A 20365-nucleotide genomic window follows, 5' to 3' on the forward strand; every position below is an offset into this window, starting at 1 on the left:
GTCTACGCGTTCGCCGACGACGGCACCCGGCCTCAGCTGGCGGCGCGATCCAGGCTCGGAATGGCCTCCAGCAGACGCTCTGTGTAGTCATGCTTCGGCGCGTCGAACACGGCGTCGACGGGGCCGGCCTCGACGATCTGCCCCGCTCGCATCACGGCAACCGTCTCACACGAGTGGCGCACGACATGCAGATCATGCGACACGAAGACCATGGTCAGGTTCTCTTCGTGCACCAACTCGTCGAGCAGGTTCAGCACCTCGGCCCGCACCGACACGTCCAACGCCGATACCGCCTCATCGGCGATCAGCACCTTCGGCTTCATGATCAGGGCCCGAGCGATGGCGATGCGCTGTCGCTGACCGCCTGAGAACTGATGCGGAAAGCGATCAGCCGCCTCTGCGGCCAGCCCTACGCGTTTCAGCAGGGCGACGACCCGGTCGCGGCGCTCCTCGGTCGAGACTCCGCGCAGCCCCTCTGAGACGATGTCGAGCACGCGCATCTTGGGGTCGAGCGACCCCATTGGGTCTTGAAAGACGATCTGCACTGACTCACGCAGCCATCGCAGACGTGACTCTCTCGTCGATTCGATCTGATTGCCCAGAATCGACACCTCGCCAGACGTGGCGTTGTCGAGCCCCGTGAGCAGACGCAGCAGCGTCGACTTTCCACAGCCAGACTCACCGACGATGCCGAACCGCTCGCCTCGCCGCACATCGAAAGAGATGCCGCGCAGCGCTTCAACCGTTCGTTTGCGCCCCAGAGGGCCGCTCGAGGTTCGATAGGTCTTCACCAGATCGCGCACCCACAGAATCGGCTCGGGCTCTGATGCGGCAACGGCGTTGAAGACCTCGCCGGTCGCCGCTTCGTCAGAGGGTTCGAGCCAGGTGTGTGCGGCCGGTGTCAGCTGCGGCCCGGTCGTGCTCGAATCTCTGACAGCGGCCGGCACCTGGGCGGCGCGGTCACGAGCCTGCGAGAGATCGACCACTGTGGCGAGACGCCCGTCTGCACGTGTGCGGAGCTGTGACGCCGCCAGCAGCGCGCGCGTGTAGTGATGCTGAGGCTGGGTGAACACCCGATCGATCGGCCCGGTCTCGACGACGTCTCCTCGCTGCATGATGACGACGCGATCGCAGAGCGACGCAACGACGCCCAAGTCGTGAGTGATGAACAGCAGCGAGGCGTCATGCTGCCGTACCTGTCGACGCATCAGCTCCAGCACCTGTGCCTGCACCGTCGCATCGAGCGCCGTCGTCGGCTCGTCGGCCAGAAGCAGATCGGGGCGATTCGCCATCGCCATCGCCAGCATCACGCGCTGGCGCTGTCCGCCGGACAGTTCGTGAGGGAACGCGGTCGCGGCGCGCGCAGGGTCTGGCAGCTGCACCTCGTCGAGAAGCTCGACCGCTCGGCTTCTGCACGCCGTGCGTGGCAGAGACGAGTGGAGACCGATGATCTCGGCGACCTGATCGCCGACTTTCATCAGCGGGTTGAGCGCGGTCATGGGCTCCTGAAAGACCATCGAGAGATGATCTCCACGCACCTTCGACCACTCCCCCTCGTCCAGCTGCGACAGGTCTCCGACGCCGTCAAGCGCGATCGTGCCAGTCGAGGTCAGCGGATCGGGCAGCAGCCCGATGATCGACAGGCAGGTCAGCGACTTGCCTGATCCCGACTCTCCGATCAGGCCGATGCGCTCGCCGCGCTGAATCGTCAGATCCAGCCCGTGTACCAGCTCTTTGCGACCGGCGTTGACACGCAGCCCGTCTATCGTCAACAGGGTGTTCATCGTGTTGCCTCCATTCGCGGGTCAAAACGATCTCGCAGGCCATCGCCCAGCAGGTTGAAGCCCAGCACAGTCACCGCGATGGCGAGACCGGGCCAGACGAGAGTGAGCGGCTGCACGTAGAGAAAGCTCTGAGCCTCCTGCAGCATGCGCCCCCACGAAGGTGTCGGGGCCGGTGTGCCGGCACCAAGGTATGACAGCGCTGCCTCGGCCAGAATGGCCACAGCGAATCCGACTGAAGCCTGCACGATGAGCATGCCCCGGATGTTGGGCAGCACGTGCCGGAAGGCGCTGAAGATCGGGCCACGACCCGCCGCACGAGCGGCCATCGAGTATTCGCGACTCAGCACCTGCAGGGTTCCGGAGCGCACGAGCCGGGCGACACCCGGTGCCGCACCGATGCCCAGGGCGATCATGGCCACTGTCGTGCTGCCACCGAACACGGCGGCCAGAATGATGGCGAGCAGCAGCGGAGGGAATGCCTGAACGATGTCGTTCCACCGCATCATGACGCCGCCGATACGTTTGCCTGACATCGCCGAGGTGATGCCGAAAGGCACTCCCAGCACGAGAGAGATGCAGACCGTCACCGCCCCGACCATCAGCGGCGGTCGAGCGCCGGCCATGATCTGACTGGCGATGTCTCGGCCGAGACCGTCGGTTCCGAGCAGATGAACGGCGCTCGGCCCTTCCAGACGATGGGTGGGGTCTGTCGCCAGTGGATCCATCGGAGTCCATACCAGCGAGACCAGTGCGAGCAGCACCATCAGCGCCACCAGGATGGCACCGACGATCAGCGAGCCGTTCAGCCGCGAACTCTGTCGGCGCACCGCGGCCAGAGAGAGAGCTACGGTATTGACACTCATTCGACACTCCTCAGACGTGGGTCAACCAGCGTGTGGATGACATCGACGATTAGGTTCACCAGCAGCACCAACATGACGATCACCATCACGATGCCCTGGACCTGGATGAGATCTCGGTTGGCCACCGAGCGCAGCAGCAGGCTTCCCATGCCGGGGACGACGAACACCGTCTCGATGACGACCGCCCCGATGATCAGCGCGGGAAACTCGACTCCGGTGACCGTGATCACCGGCACGATCGCGTTGCGCAGACCATGCCGGCGCATGGCCTGCCAGGGCTTGAGCCCCTTCGCCCTCGCGGTGCGCATGAAATCCTCTCGCAGCACATCGAGAACCGATCCGCGCATGTATCGAGAGAGGATGGATCCGCGCACCAGCCCGAGCGCGAGCGCCGGGAGGATGAGATGCTGCAGAAAGCCGACGAAATCCTCACCCGGCGCCGACCATCCGCCAGAGGGCAGCCAGCCGAGCATCACGGCGAAGACCGTCACCAGAATCAGGCCCGCCAGAAAGCTGGGAATCGAGATGCCCACCTGACTCACCGCCGAGTAGAAGGCCCCGTCAATGTGCTTGCGACGTACTGCGGCCAGCGTGCCGAGTGGCAATGCGATGATCAGGGCGACGATGATGCCCGAGAGCACAAGAATCAGAGAGACCTGCAGAGCCTCGAAGATCTGTGGGCCCACGGCGGTGTGACTCGCGTATGAGGTACCGAGGTCACCACGCAGAAACCCGCCGATCCACTCGAAATAGCGCACGATCAGTGGACGATCGAGACCGAGCTGCTGCTGCAGCCGCTCGACATCGGCCTCGGTGGCATCCGTGCCCAGCTGCGCTCTGGCCGGATCACCGGGCATGACGCTGAGCAGCAGGAACACCACGACCGACGCCACGATCACCGACGCCACGAACGACAGGACTTTTCGTGACAGGGACACAAGCATGTTGTTCAGTCCTTTCCGACCGAGACAGAGAGAGGTCAGGTTGCCGGATGGCGGGCAGTCAGGCGCACAAGCCCAGGCTGCCCACCATCCGAGCGCGACTTACTTGCTGACGGTGACCTGCGAGAAGTCGATGCCCGCCCCGTAGTAATCCGTGGGAAGACCTGTCACCGAGGCCTTGGAGGCCACGATGTTCGGAGTGTTGTACAGCCACACTGCCGCTGCGTCGTCGACGATCTGCTGCTGTGCCTTCTTCATGGCCGCCGTCTTCGCCGAGTCATCGGTGGCTGCCTTCGCCTCGGCGAACGCCGACTGCACGTCGGCATTGTCGTATGACCAGTAGTACTTCGGGTTGCCGAAGTTCGTCATATTGTGCGCCTCGATGTGGTTGGTCACCGTGAGGTCGTAGTTCTTGCCGGTCATCGTCTTCTCGACCCAGACCGCGGGAAACTCCTGCACCTCGAGGTTCACCTTGATGCCGACCTCCGAGAGGTTCGACTGGATGACCTGAGCGGCTGCCTGCGCATACGGGCGGTTCGGAACGGTGAAGGTCAACGACAGGTCAGATACCCCGGCCTCTCGCAGCAGCTGCTCAGCCTGATCAGGATCGTGCTTTCCGGCTTCGCCGAACTCCTCGAACCAGGCGTCGGTGGGCACTGACGGTCCGTTGAGCACGGTGCCATGACCGCTGGTGGCCGCGGCGAGCACGGCATCTTTGTCGATCGCGTGTGTGATCGCCTGGCGCACGCGAACATCCTTCAGCGCCGGGTTCGCCTCGTTCATCGGCATCACGACGACCGATTGCGTCGACCCTTCGGTCACGGTGTACTTCGAATCGGATTTCAGCGCATCGATCTGGTCGTATGCCTCGGCCTGGAAGAGCGCGTCGGTCTCGCCCGTGCGCAGCGAGTTCGCTGCGGCCGAGGCGTCGGCGTAGTAGGCCAAGTCGACCTCGGCGTTCTTCGCCGGCGTGCCCCAGTAGCTGTCGTTGCGCTTCAGCTTCATCTTGACACCGGGCTCGTACGACACGAACGTGTAGGGGCCGGTGCCGTTCGCGGTGGTCGACATGGTCGCCACCGAGTTTGGCGCAATCATCGAGCCCAGCACCGTCGTCAGCCAGAACAGCAGATCTGAGTCGGGCTTCGACAGCACCACGTCGGCCTGCGTGGGTGAGACGACTTCGACGTGGTCGATCGCAGCGAGGTTCGACGGGGTGTTCGCCTTCCACTGCGGCACACGCTCAAGCGAAGCCTTCACCACATCCGCGTCGAATGCAGTGCCGTCGTGAAATTTGACCCCGTCACGCAGGGTGAACGAGTACCGCAGGCCGTCGTCGCTCACCTTCCAGTCTGTTGCCAGCAGCGGCTGAATCTGGCCTTTGTCGTCCAGCTTGACCAGGCCTTCATAGACGTTGCCCGCGAGCGCCTGGAAGATGGCCGCTCCGCCGCTGGTGGTGAAGTCCAGACCAGCCGGTGACGCGGCCATGCCCACGGTGACGGTGGCCGCGTCATCGGCCGCCCCGGAGCCTCCGGAGCCGCTGCCCCCGGCCGAGCAGGCCGAGAGAGAGATGGCGACTGCTGTCGCGACGAGACCTGCGCCGATGCGGCGCAGAGTAAGTGATCTGTTGACTGACATGCTTGCTCCTCAGGGTTGTGCAGGGGGGTTACGGTTCGACTGTGCAGAGCTCGGAATCGGTGGTCATGAGGTGGATCAGGCCGAGAGTGTCGGCCAGGGGCGTACGGCGCTCGCCGGTCGCTCACTCTCGAAGAAGTGTGCGGCCGCCAGAGCGAGACGATCTTCATATCGGGCTGCAGCGATCTGCACACCGACCGGGCTGCCGGCTTCAGTGAATCCTCCGTTGACGCTGACAGCCGGCTGTCCTGACATGTTGTAGGTTACGCAGAATCCGATATGAGACATGGGATCGTTCACATCGTTGCTCGGCATCGGCCACTCAGCGGGGAACGCCGCACCGGGTGAGACCGGCGAGAGGATGACGTCCACATCTGCAGTCGCTGCGATCGTGCGACGTGCGACGTCCAACTGCGCATCGTGCGAGCGCAGAGCATCCTCACCGCTGATGCCATGGCCTCCACGGCACCACTCGGCGATGAACGGCAGCAGCAGCTTGCGGCGCTCGGGATCCATTCTGCAGTAGTCGTTCCAGTGACCGATGCGCCAGAAGAGATCGATGAGGTCGATCGTTCCGCTCTCGAGGAAGGGAGGGATCTCGACGATCGTCGCCCCCGCCCGCTCGAAGACCGCTGCCGCCCGTCGCACGACATCAAGCACCTCGGGGTCGGCCGCAGCTCCGTCGCCGACGTCGAGCACGAGACCGATGCGTCGACCTGCCGGGTCGAACGTGAGATCGGCCCAGTCGATGCGCTGTTTCGGCAGACTGTAGGGGTCACGGTCGTCGGGCCCGGCGAGTGCACCGGTGGCCAACGCGAGGTCGGCGACGCTGCGCCCCATCGGCCCGATGTGTCGGCCGAAGTACGGCGGGTCGACCGCGATGCGACCGAACGTGGGTTTGAAGCCTGCGACTCCGCACCAGGATGCGGGCAGTCGCACCGAGCCGCCGATGTCTGACCCCAAGTTGATCGGGGCGTAGCCGATCGCCGCCGCCGCGCCGCCGCCGCTGCTCGAGCCCCCCGGGCTCCAGGCCAGATTCCACGGATTGCGCACCGTCTCATGCAGTGATGAGACGCCCGATGAGAGCATTCCGAGCTCTGGCATCGTCGTGCGCCCCAGAATGATGGCGCCTTCGCTCTGCAGCCGGTCGATGACGGGAGCATTCGACTCAGCGGGAACCGGCGTCGTGGCCGCCGAGCCCCATGGTGTGGGTCGGCCTTTGACCTTCTGATTCTCTTTCAGCGTGACGGGCACGCCGTCGAGCGGCCCAAGTGCGTGGCCGCTGGCCCAACGTCTCGCCGACTCCTGTGCCGCCTCAAGCGCCTGCTCTGGAAAGCTGTCGTAAATGGCGTGCAGCTCAGGTTCGCTCTTCTCGATCAGCTCGAAGCTGGCCGAGACGACGGCCTGTGGCTCAAGGTCGCCCTCTTTGTAGGCGGCCACCAGTTCGGCTGCCGAAAGCCCGGTCAGGCTGGTGCCGCCGGATTCTGCGGCCGGGTCATGTGTTGTCGAAGCAGACATCTTTGCGATCAACTCCTCGGTTGTGATGAGTCCATCGTCGGGGTCGTTTGTTACCGGCCAGTGTCAGACAACAGCCAAGTGTGTTACTGATCAGACCAGTAGCACGAGTCCACTGCTCATTGGAGTGCTGATGGTCAAAAGCACCCCGCGAGAGCTGTATCGTACGTATATGGCTTCTGTCTCAGTGATCGTGCCTGCGAGCGGGCAGGCAGCACGGCTGCGTCACGTGCTCAAAGACCTCGAGGCGCAGACGCTGCGCCCCATGGAGGTCATCGTCGTGACGTCTGCGAATCAGACCGAGCTCGAGCATCAGCTTGACCTCGCCAATCTGCAGGCTCGGGTGATCGGCGTCGCGCACGGAGCCGACGAAGCGGACGCCCTCAACGTCGGCGTGAGTTCGTCTCACGGCGATCTGGTCGTCGTCCACCCAGAGAACGTGTCATGGGCGCCGACCGTACTTGAGTCGGCGACCGACTGGCTGCAGTCACACCCCGCGATGGATGCCGTGGGCGTCTCCGCCTCCACCGGCGAGTCCGCCGTGTCAGGCTCCGCTGCGCCGCTCGTGTATCGGCGCACGTCACATGCCGTGCTCGGCTACTATCGCACCCCCGAACATGACCATGAGACCGTCGAAGAGAACTGGCTCAGGCGTCTGAGCGGCCGAAACCCCGTCTACGCGCTGCCGAACACGGTCACCGGGCACGGAGAGCCACGGCTGCTGCTCGACGGCGACTCGACGTCTGCCGAAGGTGCTCTGCGCATGGCCAAGCAGGGCTTCGCCCGCGTGCGTGGTCTGGTCTCCAAGACCGCGGCCGCCGTCGTATCGCTGTTCCGAGGCGGTTCGGTGACAGGTGCGGCCTCTCCGGCAGCCGACAGCGTTCTTCTGGCTGACGACGTGCGGCCCGGCGCCACCGTGACCGGTCGGCTCTCCCCCTCGTCGTTCACGACACGCGACGCCGCCGAAGAGCAGGAGGTCGCTCTGCACTCAGCGGTGCGCATCGGCGCCGTCGCGCTCGGGGTGGTCGCCATTGCCGCGATCGCGCTGACCAGCCGTCGACGCAGCCCCGGCGAACCTGCTGACGTCTGAGGCTGTCTCACGCGTGCTGCGCCGCTCCAGCAGCGCGTGCACGACCAACCCGGCCACGAGCGCCCAGAACGCGGCGCCCACACCGAACACGACGATGCCGCTGGCTGCCACCAGCATCGTGACGATCGCCTGCGTCTGCTGCCCGGCTGTTTTGAGCGCTGACGTGAGCGCCCCACCGAACGCCCCGATCAGAGCCAGACCCGCAACAGCCTCGATGAGACCCTCAGGTGCAATGGCGACGAGAGTCGTGAGCGCACCCGCCGACGCAGCGAGCACCAGATAGCTGCATCCGCAGGTGACAGCCGCGATCCAGCGTCGGCTTCTCAGCGGATGCGCATCGGGCCCCGCCGCCAGCGCTGCGGAGATCGCGGCCAGGTTCACAGCATGCCCTCCCGCCGGAGCAGCGACGGCAGTGGCCATCCCGGTCACCAGCATGCTCTCGCGCCACGGCACGTCGAATCCGTTGGCACGCATGACCGCGACGCCCGGCACGTTCTGCGACACCATCGTGACAAGGTAGAGCGGTGCCGCGATGCCGAGCACTGCTCCGAGGGTGAAGCTGGGCATGGTGAGCGACACCGAGGGCAGCATCGAAGCGAGGGCGAAGGCGGGGGCGACCGATGCATCCGCCGAACGCCCGACGCCCATCGCGAAGGCGACGGCGATCACCAGCGCAAGCGCGAACGCGGTGGGCACGGCCCACTTGGGTGCGAGCCTCAGCAGCACCAGCCACACCACGATCACCGGTGCGACCGCAAGTGGCGAGACGGTCAGGGCGTGCACAGGGGCAAGACAGAGCGGCAGCAGCACGCCGGCGAGCATCGCCTGGGCGAGGGCCGCAGGAATGCGCGCGATGAGGTCGCTGAGCCCGCGCCAGAGACCGGTGAGCAGGATCAGTACGGCGACGATGAGAAAGGCGCCGACTGCCGCTGACCATGCGGCGGGGTCTGCACCGGGGGATGCGCCAGTGAGGCTCGAACCCGCGGCGCCGGCAAGCAGAGCTGCGCCCGGCGTCGACCAGGCGAGGGTGATCGGGGTGCGGTGTCTCAGCGCGAGCCAGATGATCCCGACGCCCTGCACGAGGCAGAGCGCGACGAGGCCTGAGGTCGCCTGATCGAGATCGGCACCCACGGCGCGCAGGCCGGCGATGACGATGGCCGACGAGCTGGTGAAGCCGACCAAAGCCGTGGTGATGCCCGCGAGGATCGGCTGGAGGCTGCCTGAGCCTGTGCCCTCTTGGGCAGCACCCTGCACATCCTGTTCCGGTGACGATGGTTCCGACGAAGGATGAGACTGTTCCATATATGGAACATAGCGCGACGTCGGCGCACTGCCAAACTCACAGCACTGGCTAACTCGCAGCCCTGCCAACCACACAGCACTGGCGAAGGCGGTGCGCCGGCAGCCGGTGCTACTCGCTGATGCGACGCCGCAGCAGTATGACGCAGAGTCCGATCGTCAGCGCGAGGCCGGCGGCACCGAGACAGGCCCACACCCACTGTCCATTCCCGCCGGTGCGCGCCAACGCATCGTTCGAGGTGTCGGCTGCCGTCTCAGACGGTGTCCCTTCGTGACTCGCCTCAGCCACATCGTTCGCGGGCGTCTGTGCCGGATCCGTGGAAGCCGGGTCTGTCGGAGCCGGATCTGTGGGTTCCGGATCGACCGGCGTAGGGTCGACCGGCGTGACCGCAGACTCGACCTTGAGCGACACGACGCGCACCGAGGGCCTGGTGTCGTCCCAGGTGAAGAGCGCGGGGGCGCCGATTGCGAACTGTACCGCGGTGCTCTGTCGGGCAGGGTTCTCAGTGAGGTCGGCGAACGACCTCCCAAGGTGCTCGCCCGCGCCGGTGCCCATGATCACAGCAGCCCCGGCGACCGCCCCGTCGGCGTTCACAAGATCGGCGGCATTCAGCACACCCGTCGTCGAAGTCGGCAGGGCACCCGTCACCAGTGCGTGCGAATCGAGCGCGACCGCGTATCCGGCGCCGTCCAGATCTCCGCTGGGCGACCCATCCATGCCGCCGACCAGCAGCATCGACCGGTTCTGCATGCGTGCAGCGCCAACGGCATGACCGAAGTGATCGTCAGCGGCGATGCCGTTGAGCCACCAGCCGCGCTGGGTCTGAACGCCCGCTTCGTCAGCCGTGCGCACGCTGAATCCCGCAGTCGCTTCCGGGTCGGTCGTGACCGGGGCGTCGGAGTCTGAACCGAGCACGACGACGGCGCTGCCGGTCTTCGGGGCGTCGGAGTCGCCGCCCAGCATCACATCGTCGAAGCCGTCGCCGTTGATGTCGCCGATGGAGACCGCCGATCCGCCCAACAGGTCATAGCCGCGCTTGGGCCCTTCGATCCGATAGCCGGGCACCGCGCCTGCCCCCACCTGCACAGACTGCCGAACGTCAGTCAGCACCCAGTTCACCCCCGTCGCGAAACTCTGCACGCCAGGCATCGACCATGAGGCCGACCCGACCAGCAGATCGTCACGGCCATCGCCGTTCGCATCACCGGCTGACACTGCAGAGACGAGATCGATGCTGTCGGGATCGCCTGAGATCACCGGGGCGTCGAGCTCGTCGAGTGCACTGGTCTGCGGCAGGCCGTCGGCGCTGAGCACAGTGATGCGGCCCTGCGTGTCAGTGACACCGATTTCATCGAACCCGTCGCCATCGACGTCACCGACTCCAATCGCGCGCGTGATCGATCCGGTCACCGTTCGTCCGCGTTCGCCGAGATCACCGAGTGCGACGTCGCTGAAATCTGCTGCTCCGAAGACGATGCTGAGCGACCTGCCCTGCTGCACCAGGGCGAGATCGTCATAGCCGTCGCCGTTGACATCGCCGGCACAGCGAAGATCCGATCCGGTGCCCCAGTCGACATCGCTGTCAGTGATGCGCACGGGGCGGAGGTCGGTCACCGAAGAGCCGCTCTCTGCAGCACTCGCAGTGTCGTCGAGCAGCACATACGCGGCACTGGGCTCGGCATCGCCATAGCCGAACATCGCGAAGTTGCCGATGCCCAGGTCTGGCTGGCCATTGCCGTTGACGTCGCATCGAACCTGCGACATCGTGGCGCCGAAGCCCGTCGACTCCTGCCCGACAATCGTCGCGTCATGTGTCACCTCGACGGCCGCCGTTGCAGCATATGCCGCCTGCGGCATACTTGCGGGCACTGCGCTGCCGAGCGCTACCGCAAGTGCGGCACATGTCAGCGTTCGGGCACGCGAACGTGCGGGGATGATAGACGTCTTCGTCATTGGACTGCTCTCTACGGGGGGTTCGAGATCTCGCGTGCGCCTTGTGCGCACGCACGAGCACAACCGTGAGAGATTAGCATGACCTTGGCAAGGCCGCACTCTCTTTCAACAGGTGACCTCTCTGTGTCTGCCGTCGCTAGACTGCGAGCATGACCTCCCGTGCGACCACCCCTCCGCCGGGCCGTGCGCCGAAGACACGTGTGGCTCCTGCGTCAGGTGGTGCATTGCCACAGATCGGTACACCGGCGGCAGCCGTTCGGCCAGACCTCGCAGCGATCGGCGAGGGTATCCGCAGCCTGCGCGCCGAACGCGCGATGTCGCTGCGAGCGCTGGCCGAGGCGTCCGGCGTCGGGGTGGCCTCTCTCTCGCAGTTGGAGAACGGCCAGCGCAACCCGACGCTCGCGACTCTCTATGCGCTCGCTGGTGCGCTGCGAGCTCCGCTTGCCCTGTTGCTGGATGCTCAAGCCGGCTCGTCAGTCGAGGGCCCGGGGGTCTCGGTGCGGCTGCTCGACACCGACGTCATCGGGGTCGACAGCAGCGCACAGGTCACTGTCGAGGTGTACCGGCTGCACCTTGACAGTGGGGCCTCTCGCCGCTCCCCTGCACACGGCCCCGGCGTCGTCGAGCACGTGCAAGTGCTCGCCGGGCTGCTGCGCGCGGGGCGTGAGGGTGCGGAACGCGAGGCATCAGCGGGGCAGAATCTGGAGTGGGTCAGCGATTGCCCGCACACCTACCGTGCGGTGAGAGGCCCGGTCGAAGCCGTGCTGGTGATCACCAGTCCGCTCGTCTGACCGAAGGCTCCTGTCACGCGCTTTCGCCGCACTCACGCAGTCAGCACAGGCCCAAACGACGCCCTGTGCTGGCAGAGTGGCTCGTGCGCGGACACAATAGAGATATGACGATCCCCGTCAATGACGACCTTTCTCGCGCCAGGTCTCGTTTTCTGCGCGACCGACGTGCCGCTGCCGCCGAGTTCGGGCACTTGGTGCCTGAGCAGATCGCCGGCTCGTGGCGCCGTTCTGCTCAAGCGGGCGTGGACGCCACAGGCGACGCGACCAAGCAGGTCACCATCACAAGCGACACCGTGCTCGCCCGCTGCGCGCAAGAGCCGATGAATCAGCTCGTGCACGCTCTCGGAAGCCTCGACGTCGGCATCGTGCTGTCTGACGAACGCTCACACGTACTCGCTCGAGCCGACTGCGGACGCGCCGCGACCACGCTGCTCAACGGCATCGACCTCGCCCCGGGCTTCGACTTCAGCGAGGGGTTCGTCGGCACCAATGGCGTCGGCACCGTCATTCAGACGCGCATGCCAATATACGTCGAGGGGGCCGCCCACTTTCAGGAGCGCTTTCTGCGCTATGTCTGTGCCGGCGCGCCCATCCTGGACCCGATCACCAGACGCCTCGCAGGAGTGCTCGATCTCACCTGCGACATTCGCGATGCCAGTCAGATGATGCAGACGGTCGCCGTGCAGACTGCGCACGCGATTGAACAGCAGCTGCTGCATGCCGCATCCCCGGTCGAGCGCGACGTCTTCGAGGCGTTCGAGGATGCCATGCGCAGCATCCCCTCGCAGTCGCGCACCGCCGTTCTCGCCGTCACCGACCGCATGACGCTGCACAGCGATCAGGCTCATGCACTGCTGACCGACGCCGAAGGCCGCGCACTGTGCAAAGCCGCCAAACGGGCCACTGCGGCCGCGTCTCGTGCCCGATTCGTCTTCGAGCTGAGCGGATTCGAAGGCGGCGGGCCTCTGCGGGCGCCCGCACCGCCCGCGCGCACCTCCGGAGCGCTGCACGACCGTGCGTTCGCAGCGCTGCAGGTCGCCGCCGCCCGCTTCGATCGCGGCCTCGCACACGGGGTGCTGATCTGGGCGAAGCCGACTGCCGCAGGCACAGCGCATGGCAGACGCCCCGCTGCACAGGTTGCGACATCGAACGCTCACCCGTCGTCTCAGCCTGCCGCCCCGGCTGCGACGCAGCACGGCGCATCGCTCTCTCAGCAACTCACACAGACACATCCGCCCATGCTCGTCGACCGAGTCAGCCTGAGCAGAGGAACGCGGTCGAATGCCTGGCAACTGGCCAGACGAGAGCTCGGCACCAGCTTGCGCAGGGGTGAGGCCACGCTGCTGCTCGGCGAGATCGGCGTCGGCAAGGTCTCGCTGGTGAACGAGGTCGCCGCCGCGCAGCGGCTGCACGTACATGTGATCACCGCTGAGACGATCGAGCACACCGGTGACCTCTCGGCGATGCTCGACACTCTGACGCATGTCGGTCAGGATCCACTCGGAGACCCCGTGCTCGTACTGCGCAACGTGCATCTGCTGCCCGCAGACTCTCGAACGCAGATCGAGCGATTTCTGCGAGCGCCTCGAGTGCACGGAGACCCTGGGCGCATCGTGCTCACCGCTGAGCAGCTCACGCACGACGAGGTCTCACCGCTCTCAGCCTTGCTCCCGTTCATCGCGCGCACCGTGGTCGTACCGGCTCTGCGGGAACGTCGCGGCGACATACCGGCCATCGCTCAGAGCCTGCTCGACGCGATGCAGCCGGAGCACCGCCGGGCCCTCTCTCCGGCCGCGCTGCGCACGCTTGCCGAGGGGCACTGGCCCGGGAACATCCATCAGCTCTCGGATGCGCTGCGCTCTGCACTTGAGCAGCGCCCCGACGGCGTACTCACGCCGGCCGACCTGCCGCCCCATGCCTTCAGCGCGGCTCTGCGACCGCTGACCGAGCTGGAGCGTCAGGAACGCATTGCGATCATCACGATGCTCTACCGCACTCGCGGCAACCGTTCGGCAGCAGCGCGTGCACTGGGCATCTCGCGCGCCACGCTCTATCGGCGGCTGGCCGAGTACGGGCTCAGCTGACCGATTCCGGAGCGTTCTCCGCCCCGTCAACCACGACTGAACGACCCAACAGTGCTGCACACGCGTCGCACTGTCTCAGGTTGAGACAGCATCCGCCAAAAGACGCCTCGAAGGCCGCCCGGCGACTGCCAGCATGAGATCACCGGGTGGCGATCCCGCCCAGTGTCGCATCACCGCGACACGAAATGATCTCAAGGAGGAAGTCATGAAGGGTCTTGTCTACGGCGGTCCTGGCGTTCGCGAGTGGAAGGACGTGCCGGATCCGGTCATCGAGAAGCCGACCGATGTGCTTGTCAAGATGGAGGCGACGACGATCTGCGGCAGCGATCTGCATGTGCTCAAGGGCGATGTTCCCGAGACTCCCGTCGGCACCGTGCTGGGGCACGAAGGCGTCGGTGTCGTCACCGAGGTCGGTGATGCTGTGAGCTCGATCAAGGTGGGCGATCGCCTGCTGCTGAGCTGCATGTCGACCTGCGGCCACTGCGCCAATTGCCGCAAGGGGCTGCTCAGCCACTGCCTCGGCGACGAGGGTGCCGTCGGCGATGCGTGGGCTTTCGGCCACTACATCAACGGAACCCAGGCCGAGTACGTGCGCGTGCCCTATGCCGAGACGTCGTCGTACAGAATTCCTGCGGGCGTCAGCGACCGCGCGGCCATTCTGCTGAGCGACATCCTGCCGACCGGTTTCGAGATCGGCGTGCAGAACGGCCAGGTCAAGCCAGGCGACACCGTCGCGATCATCGGCGCAGGCCCCGTGGGGCTCGCGGCTGTCGCCACGGCGGGTCTGCAGGGCGCAGCGAAGATCATCTCGGTCGACCTCGATGACAACCGACTGGCGCGGGCGAAGGAGTTCGGCGCCACTGCGGGCGTGAACTCCGGCGCCGCCGACTGGAAGGAACAGCTGCTGGCCTTCACCGACGGCGAGGGCGTCGATGTCGCCATGGAGGCCGTGGGCATCCCTCCCACTCTGCAGATGGCGACCGAGATCGTGCGTCCGGGTGGTCACGTGGCGAACATCGGCGTGCACGGCAAGCCGGTCGAGATCGCGATGCAGAAGCTCTGGACGAAGAACATCGGCATCACGATGGGCCTGGTGAACACCACATCGCTCGAGATGCTGCTGAATCTCGTTGCCGCCGGCAAGCTCGATGTCGAGAACTTCGTCACGCACGAGTTCTCGTTCGACGAGTTCGAGAAAGCCTACGACGTCTTCGCCAACGCGGCAGAGACCAAGGCGCTCAAGGTGCTCATTCGCTGACCCGACCCGAGAATCGTCAAGACGGTGCAGCGGCGTGCGCAGGCGGCTCTGCTGTCAGCCGCAGAGCCGCTGCGCCGTCGCGCTGTACCGTCGTCCTATGCCTGGTGCTGGTCGAGAAAGCGCTTCGGCACCTCGGGCTCGCCGAGACCGAGCATCAGCCGGTTCGCCCAGTTGAAGAACGCGGCGCCGTTGATGATGTCGATCACCTGCAGATCGTCGAGACCGGCCGTGCGCAGCACGTCGACATCGGCCTCGCCGAACTCGAGCGGACTGAGCGTGAGCACCGCCGAGGCGCGCTCGATGGCGTTCCAGAGGTCGTCACCCAGGTCGGTGGCAGCTCCCCCGTTCAGCGCACCGGCGCCCACGCCTCGATCGAGCAGACGCTGCACGTCGGCCTGACGCGAGGCCCCGGCGGCCTCCGACTCGTGACTGGCCCGCGCCGAATGCACCGAAGCGCAGTAGACACAGCCGTTCACTCGCGAGGTCACCGTCGCCGAGAGCTCGCGCTCGGCCCGGCCGATGCCGTCGTCGACGTTGAAGAAGATGTCCATGTCGGTCAGCGTGCGCGCCTCGAGGGCGTCGGGGTCACGCACCAAGAGCCGGAAGTACGGGTTCTTCGCGCGCAGATCCTCCACCAACGCCTCGCGGTGCCGATCAGTGAGCTCGTCTTCGGCGAGCGGCTCAAGCCACGGCACCCAGCCCAGCGAATGCTGCACGAAGTGCGTCGGCCGAGCGAGTTCCGGATAGATGCGCACCGGCGTACCGACCGTGCCCAGCGTGTCAGCCGGCAGCGGGGCGGGCTCGCCCGTGGCATCCACCGCTGCTGCGTGCGCCTCGTCGGCGAGCGCGATCACGTCTGCGTTCTCGTCGGTCGCAACCGACCCCGGCGGCGCCGCGTCGGGCGCGATGGCGGATGCCGGAGCCGGAGCCGTACCGGCCAGCGCCCGCAGCCCCCATGCGCTGCGCAGCTGGAACGCGAGAAAGGCGATGAGCTGCTCCAGACTGACCAGGTCGGTGGTCGACCATCCGGCCTCGCTGAGCGGCACGAGCATCTCGGGGCGTGAGTCGCGCGGGTGCAGCACCAGAATCTGCGCGAGCTGGAACGCCGTCGACAGTCGCGCACCGAGGGCGTCGCGCTGCTCGTCGGTCAGACGCAGGTCGGGGCCGGGACGATTCTCGTTCGCCAGCTGCGGCTCTCGGTAGATGCCGAACGGCCCCTGCACCCGATTGTTCGTCACGACCTCGTCGATGATGCCCGACAGCCGCTTGACCGCGGTCTCGTCGTCGATCGCGTCAGAGAGCAGATCGCGATAGAAGCTGCTGGCCTCGTCGAAGCCGTGCAGACCGGCCACCAGAGTCGCTACCGCATAGCGCTCGTCGTAGCCGAACGTGCCGGGCTGCTCGGGCTCGAGCAGAGCCGCGAAACTGCGCTGAGCGTTCTCGCGCGCCTGCTGCCGATGGCTGCGCAGCTCGTCGAGAGCGCTTCCGGGCGTGATGCCGGCCAGCTGGTCGATGATGTCGACGTTCGGTTCAGTCATGATCGTTCCTTGTCTCGGGGATGCTGCGGTGCCGGTGCGGCGAAGTCGTGCGCTGGTCTGCGCTGGTCTGATACCGGGTCGTGCTGTGCCGTGGCTCACTCGGGCAGGGTCACAGCGGTCACGCAGCCCTGTTCACTCGAGTGTTTCACGTGAAACACTCTTCGTGAAGGGCAGGCGACGTCCCGGGATCGCCGCGATGAGCTGCTGAGTGTACTCGGTCTCGGGATGCGCGAAGATGCGCTCCGTGGTGCCGGCCTCGACCTGCCGGCCATGGCTGAGCACGCTCACCGTGTCTGAGATCTGCTGCACGACGGCGAGGTCGTGCGAGATGAAGACATAGGTCAGGGCAAGCTCCTGCTGCAGCTTCGAGAGCAGCCGCAGAATCTGCGCCTGCACAGTGACGTCGAGCGCTGAGACCGCCTCATCGAGCACGATCAGCCGCGGCTGCAGCACTAAGGCACGCGCGATGGCCACGCGCTGCAGCTGTCCGCCGCTGAGCTCACGCGGTCGGCGTTCGAGGGCGTCCTGAGGCAGCGCCACCAGATCGAGCTGCTCGGCGGCGCTGCGCCGACGCGACGCTTTGTCGCCGATGCCGAAGTTGGCCAACGGCTCGCCGATGATGTCGCCGATCGTCTGCTTCGGGTCGAGCGAGCTGTACGGGTTCTGATAGACGAGCTGGATGTCTCGGCGCAGCTGTCGGCGCGCCTTGCGGTCCAGCCCGAGAATGTCAGATCCGTCGAAGAGGATGCTGCCCGAAGTCGGCGCGTTGAAGCCGGCGATGCTGCGGCCCGTCGTGGTCTTGCCCGAGCCGGACTCCCCCACGAGCGCATGCGTGGTGCCCGCCCGCACGGCGAACGACACGTCGTCGACCGCGACGAAGGGCTCCTTGCCACGCCCGCCACCGAACTCCTGACGCAGGTGTTCGACGCGCAGCAGCGGAGCATCCGCCGCCGCGGTCGACGACGAATCGGGCGACGTCACAGCCGGACGCTTCCAGTGCACGGCCTCGGTGATGTGCGCGAACGAGGGCGCGTCATCGAGCAGCTGTCGGGTGTAGGCGTGCTGAGGGTTCGAGAGCACCTGCACCGCCGAACCGTGCTCGCGCACCTCGCCGTGCTGCATGACCACGACCTGGTCGGCACGATCACCGGCGACGGCGAGATCATGGGTGATGAAGAGGATGCCGGTGCCGTCCTGCGAACGCAGTTCGTCGAGCAGATCGAGAATGCGCTGCTGCACGGTCACATCGAGCGCGCTGGTGGGCTCGTCGGCGATGATCAGACGCGGCTGCAGCGCGATGGCCGCGGCGATGAGCACACGCTGCTTCATGCCGCCGCTGAGCTCGTGCGGGTATTGTCTCGCACGCAGATCGGGCTGGTCGATGCCGACGCGTTCGAGCAGCTCGAACACGCGCCGGTTTCGGGCGTCGCGATCCTTCCAGCGGTGGATGCGCAGAGCCTCTGACACCGTCTCGCCGATGCGTTTGACCGGGTTGAGCGAGTTGTTCGGATCCTGCGGAATCAGACCGATCTGACGCCCGCGCACCGCACGCCATTCGCGCGGCCCGAGGTCGGAGAGCACCGACGACGTCGCACGCACCGCGGCACCGTCTTCGGGTCTGTCCATGCTCACCTGATCGCCCACACGCAGGTCGGGGCCCAGAGTGATGGTGCCGCGCACCAGCTCGGCGTTCGTCGGCAGCAGGCCCATCACGGCCTGCGCCGTGGTCGACTTGCCCGAGCCGGACTCGCCGACGACGGCGGTCACCTCGCCGGCGCGAACACTGAGATCGATGCCGTGCAGGGCGTCGATGTGTCCGCTGCGAGTGCGGTAGCGCACCGCGAGATCAGAGATGTTCAGCAGGTCGCTCATTGATCCGCTCCCTTCTGAATGGCCTGGCTCAGTCGGTTGGTGGCCAGCACGACCAGCAGCACGACGATGCCCGGCAGCACGGTGAGCCACCAGGCGGTGGCCACGTAGTTGCGCCCTTCGGCGATCAGCAGCCCCCACTCAGGCGTGGGCGGCGGAGCGCCATAGCCCAGAAAGCCCAGAGTCGAGATCTGCAGAATCGCGCTGCCGAACTGCAGCGCCGCGAGAGCCAGCACCGGGGCCAGCGAGTTGGGCAGAATGTGCCTGAGCAGCACGGTGCCGAAGGTGCCGCCGCTGCCGTAGGCCGCTTCGACGTACTCGCTCGCACGCACCTGCATCACCCGCGAGCGCGCCAGCCGTGCGAACGTGGCCACCGAGGTGACGCCCACCGCGATGGCGGCGTTGGTCGTGCCGAAGCCCAGCAGAATGATCACGCTGAGCGACAGCAGCAGACCCGGAATCGACAGCAGCACGTCGACGATGCGCATGAGCACCGCATCCAGCGCCCCGCCGCGGGCACCCGCGAACAGACCGATCAGGCTGCCGACGACGAGGCCGACCAACACGGCGATCAGCGCGCCGCTGAGCGACTGCACCGCACCGTGCACGACGCGCGTGTAGAGATCGCGGCCGGTCTGATCGGTGCCGAACCAGTGCTGTGCGCTGGGGGCCTGCAGCGAGACGCCGGATGCCACGGTCGGGTCACCGGGGGCGAAGAGACCGGGCATGACGGCCCAGAGCACCGCGATGAACAGCACCAGCAGCGAGAGCAGCACTGTGGGAGTGCGCCAGATGCGTTTCATGACCGCACCTCCTTGCGCAGACGGGCGTCGAAGACCGGATAGAGCAGGTCGACGATCAGGTTGATGATGACGAACACGGCAGCCGAGATGATGACGACGGCCATCAGCACCGGAGTGTCTCGGTTGGCGACCGCCTGAGCGGTGATCTGACCGATGCCGGCGCGACCGAAGACGGTCTCGGTGACGACTGCGCCACCGACCAGCTCGCCGAAGAGCAGACCGGCGATGGTCATGGTCGGCAGCAGCGCGTTCTTGGCCACGTTGCGCCAGAGCACCCAGCTGGTGCTCGCACCGCGAGCGCGCACCACGGTGACGAAGGGCTGCACCCTGACCTCGTCGATGCTGCGAATGAGCACCTGGGCGAGCGGGGCGGCGATCGGTATCGACAGGGTGAGCACCGGCATCACCAGCGACTGCGGGCCGCTTGCGCCGATCAGCGGAATCAGCTTGAGCTGGAACGAGAGCACCTGGATGAGGATGATGCCGATCCAGAACACCGGCACCGAGACGAACAGCGGCGGCAGCGTGCGAAAGATGCGGCGCAGCCAGGCGAACGCTCCGAACGTCGAGGTGAAGGCGATCGTCACGGCCAGCAGCACGGCGAACGCGAAGCCCAGCAGTGCGAGCAGCAGTGTCGAAGGCAGGGCCTCTGAGAGCATCGTCGTCACCGCAGACCCGGTCTGCACCGAGTAGCCGAGCTGACCGGTCAGAAACCCGCCGAGCGAGATCAGATAGCGCAGCCAGACGGGCTGATCGGCACCGTACGAGCCGCGGATGTCAGCCAGCTGTTCGGGCGAGAGCCCGAGTTCGGGGCTGGCGTAGCGGGCCATCACGGCATCGCCGGGCAGAGCCGAGAGCAGCACGAAGGCCACGGTGTAGGCGACCAGCAGCACCAGCAGCGCCTGCCCGGCGCGACGCAGAATGTAACTCATATGAGGCGTTTC

General features: G+C 66.3%; 15 protein-coding genes. 4 read left to right on the forward strand and 11 right to left on the reverse strand.

Annotation, left to right across the window (positions count from 1 at the left end; genetic code table 11):
- Positions 1 to 32 precede the first annotated feature (32 nt).
- The 5 genes from F8O09_RS06930 to F8O09_RS06950 all read right to left on the reverse strand — a co-directional run bounded on the left by F8O09_RS06930 (position 33) and on the right by F8O09_RS06950 (position 6738).
- Positions 33 to 1784, reverse strand: a complete 1752-nt coding sequence (locus F8O09_RS06930) for a dipeptide ABC transporter ATP-binding protein (protein WP_158054534.1) — start codon at positions 1782 to 1784, stop codon at positions 33 to 35.
- Positions 1781 to 2647: an ABC transporter permease gene (locus F8O09_RS06935; protein ID WP_158036925.1), complete on the reverse strand. Its 867-nt coding sequence runs from the start codon at positions 2645 to 2647 to the stop codon at positions 1781 to 1783. The genes F8O09_RS06930 and F8O09_RS06935 overlap by 4 nt, the downstream gene beginning before the upstream one ends.
- Positions 2644 to 3591, reverse strand: a complete 948-nt coding sequence (locus tag F8O09_RS06940) for an ABC transporter permease (RefSeq protein ID WP_158030473.1) — start codon at positions 3589 to 3591, stop codon at positions 2644 to 2646. The genes F8O09_RS06935 and F8O09_RS06940 overlap by 4 nt, the downstream gene beginning before the upstream one ends.
- A 99-nt stretch (positions 3592 to 3690) precedes the next feature.
- Positions 3691 to 5223, reverse strand: a complete 1533-nt coding sequence (locus tag F8O09_RS06945) for an ABC transporter substrate-binding protein (RefSeq protein WP_158030472.1) — start codon at positions 5221 to 5223, stop codon at positions 3691 to 3693.
- 75 nt (positions 5224 to 5298) lie between these two features.
- Complete coding sequence (locus F8O09_RS06950) at positions 5299 to 6738, reverse strand: amidase (protein WP_158054536.1); 1440 nt, start codon at positions 6736 to 6738, stop codon at positions 5299 to 5301.
- Between the two features lie 169 nt (positions 6739 to 6907).
- Between F8O09_RS06950 and F8O09_RS06955 the strand changes: the two genes are divergently transcribed.
- Entirely contained in the window at positions 6908 to 7825 is a 918-nt protein-coding gene (locus F8O09_RS06955) for a glycosyltransferase family A protein (protein ID WP_192497607.1), read from the forward strand.
- Here the strand turns inward: F8O09_RS06955 and F8O09_RS06960 are convergent.
- Complete coding sequence (locus F8O09_RS06960; protein ID WP_158054539.1) at positions 7724 to 9127, reverse strand: benzoate/H(+) symporter BenE family transporter; 1404 nt, start codon at positions 9125 to 9127, stop codon at positions 7724 to 7726. The two genes, F8O09_RS06955 and F8O09_RS06960, sit on opposite strands and share 102 nt — an antisense overlap.
- Positions 9128 to 9236: 109 nt before the next feature.
- Positions 9237 to 11078 (reverse strand): VCBS repeat-containing protein, encoded by a 1842-nt coding sequence (locus F8O09_RS06965; protein WP_158054541.1) that lies wholly within the window; start codon positions 11076 to 11078, stop codon positions 9237 to 9239.
- A gap of 149 nt (positions 11079 to 11227) precedes the next feature.
- On the opposite strand from F8O09_RS06965, the gene F8O09_RS06970 reads away from it, so the two are divergent.
- The 3 genes from F8O09_RS06970 to F8O09_RS06980 all read left to right on the forward strand — a co-directional run bounded on the left by F8O09_RS06970 (position 11228) and on the right by F8O09_RS06980 (position 15211).
- Positions 11228 to 11869 (forward strand): helix-turn-helix domain-containing protein, encoded by a 642-nt coding sequence (locus tag F8O09_RS06970; protein ID WP_158054543.1) that lies wholly within the window; start codon positions 11228 to 11230, stop codon positions 11867 to 11869.
- A 104-nt stretch (positions 11870 to 11973) separates the two neighbouring features.
- Positions 11974 to 13953, forward strand: coding sequence for a sigma-54-dependent Fis family transcriptional regulator (locus tag F8O09_RS06975; RefSeq protein ID WP_158054545.1), 1980 nt, complete (start codon positions 11974 to 11976; stop codon positions 13951 to 13953).
- A 205-nt stretch (positions 13954 to 14158) separates the two neighbouring features.
- Positions 14159 to 15211 carry a zinc-dependent alcohol dehydrogenase family protein gene (locus tag F8O09_RS06980; RefSeq protein ID WP_158030465.1) on the forward strand — a complete coding sequence of 351 codons (1053 nt, stop codon included), beginning with the start codon at positions 14159 to 14161 and terminating at the stop codon, positions 15209 to 15211.
- Between the two features lie 95 nt (positions 15212 to 15306).
- Here F8O09_RS06980 and F8O09_RS10625 read toward each other — a convergent pair whose 3' ends face one another.
- The 4 genes from F8O09_RS10625 to F8O09_RS07000 form a co-directional block, all read right to left on the reverse strand.
- Positions 15307 to 16749 carry an alkylhydroperoxidase domain protein gene (locus tag F8O09_RS10625; protein ID WP_158054546.1) on the reverse strand — a complete coding sequence of 481 codons (1443 nt, stop codon included), beginning with the start codon at positions 16747 to 16749 and terminating at the stop codon, positions 15307 to 15309.
- Between the two features lie 132 nt (positions 16750 to 16881).
- On the reverse strand, positions 16882 to 18621 hold the full coding sequence (locus F8O09_RS06990; RefSeq protein ID WP_158054548.1) for a dipeptide ABC transporter ATP-binding protein: 1740 nt from the start codon (positions 18619 to 18621) through the stop codon (positions 16882 to 16884).
- Positions 18618 to 19421: an ABC transporter permease gene (locus F8O09_RS06995; RefSeq protein WP_158030462.1), complete on the reverse strand. Its 804-nt coding sequence runs from the start codon at positions 19419 to 19421 to the stop codon at positions 18618 to 18620. The genes F8O09_RS06990 and F8O09_RS06995 overlap by 4 nt, the downstream gene beginning before the upstream one ends.
- On the reverse strand, positions 19418 to 20353 hold the full coding sequence (locus F8O09_RS07000; RefSeq protein ID WP_158054559.1) for an ABC transporter permease: 936 nt from the start codon (positions 20351 to 20353) through the stop codon (positions 19418 to 19420). Before F8O09_RS07000 ends, F8O09_RS06995 begins: the two co-directional genes overlap by 4 nt.
- Positions 20354 to 20365 lie beyond the last annotated feature (12 nt).

This window comes from Pseudoclavibacter sp. CFCC 11306 (assembly GCF_008831235.1).
Taxonomy (GTDB): Bacteria; Actinomycetota; Actinomycetes; order Actinomycetales; family Microbacteriaceae; genus Pseudoclavibacter_A.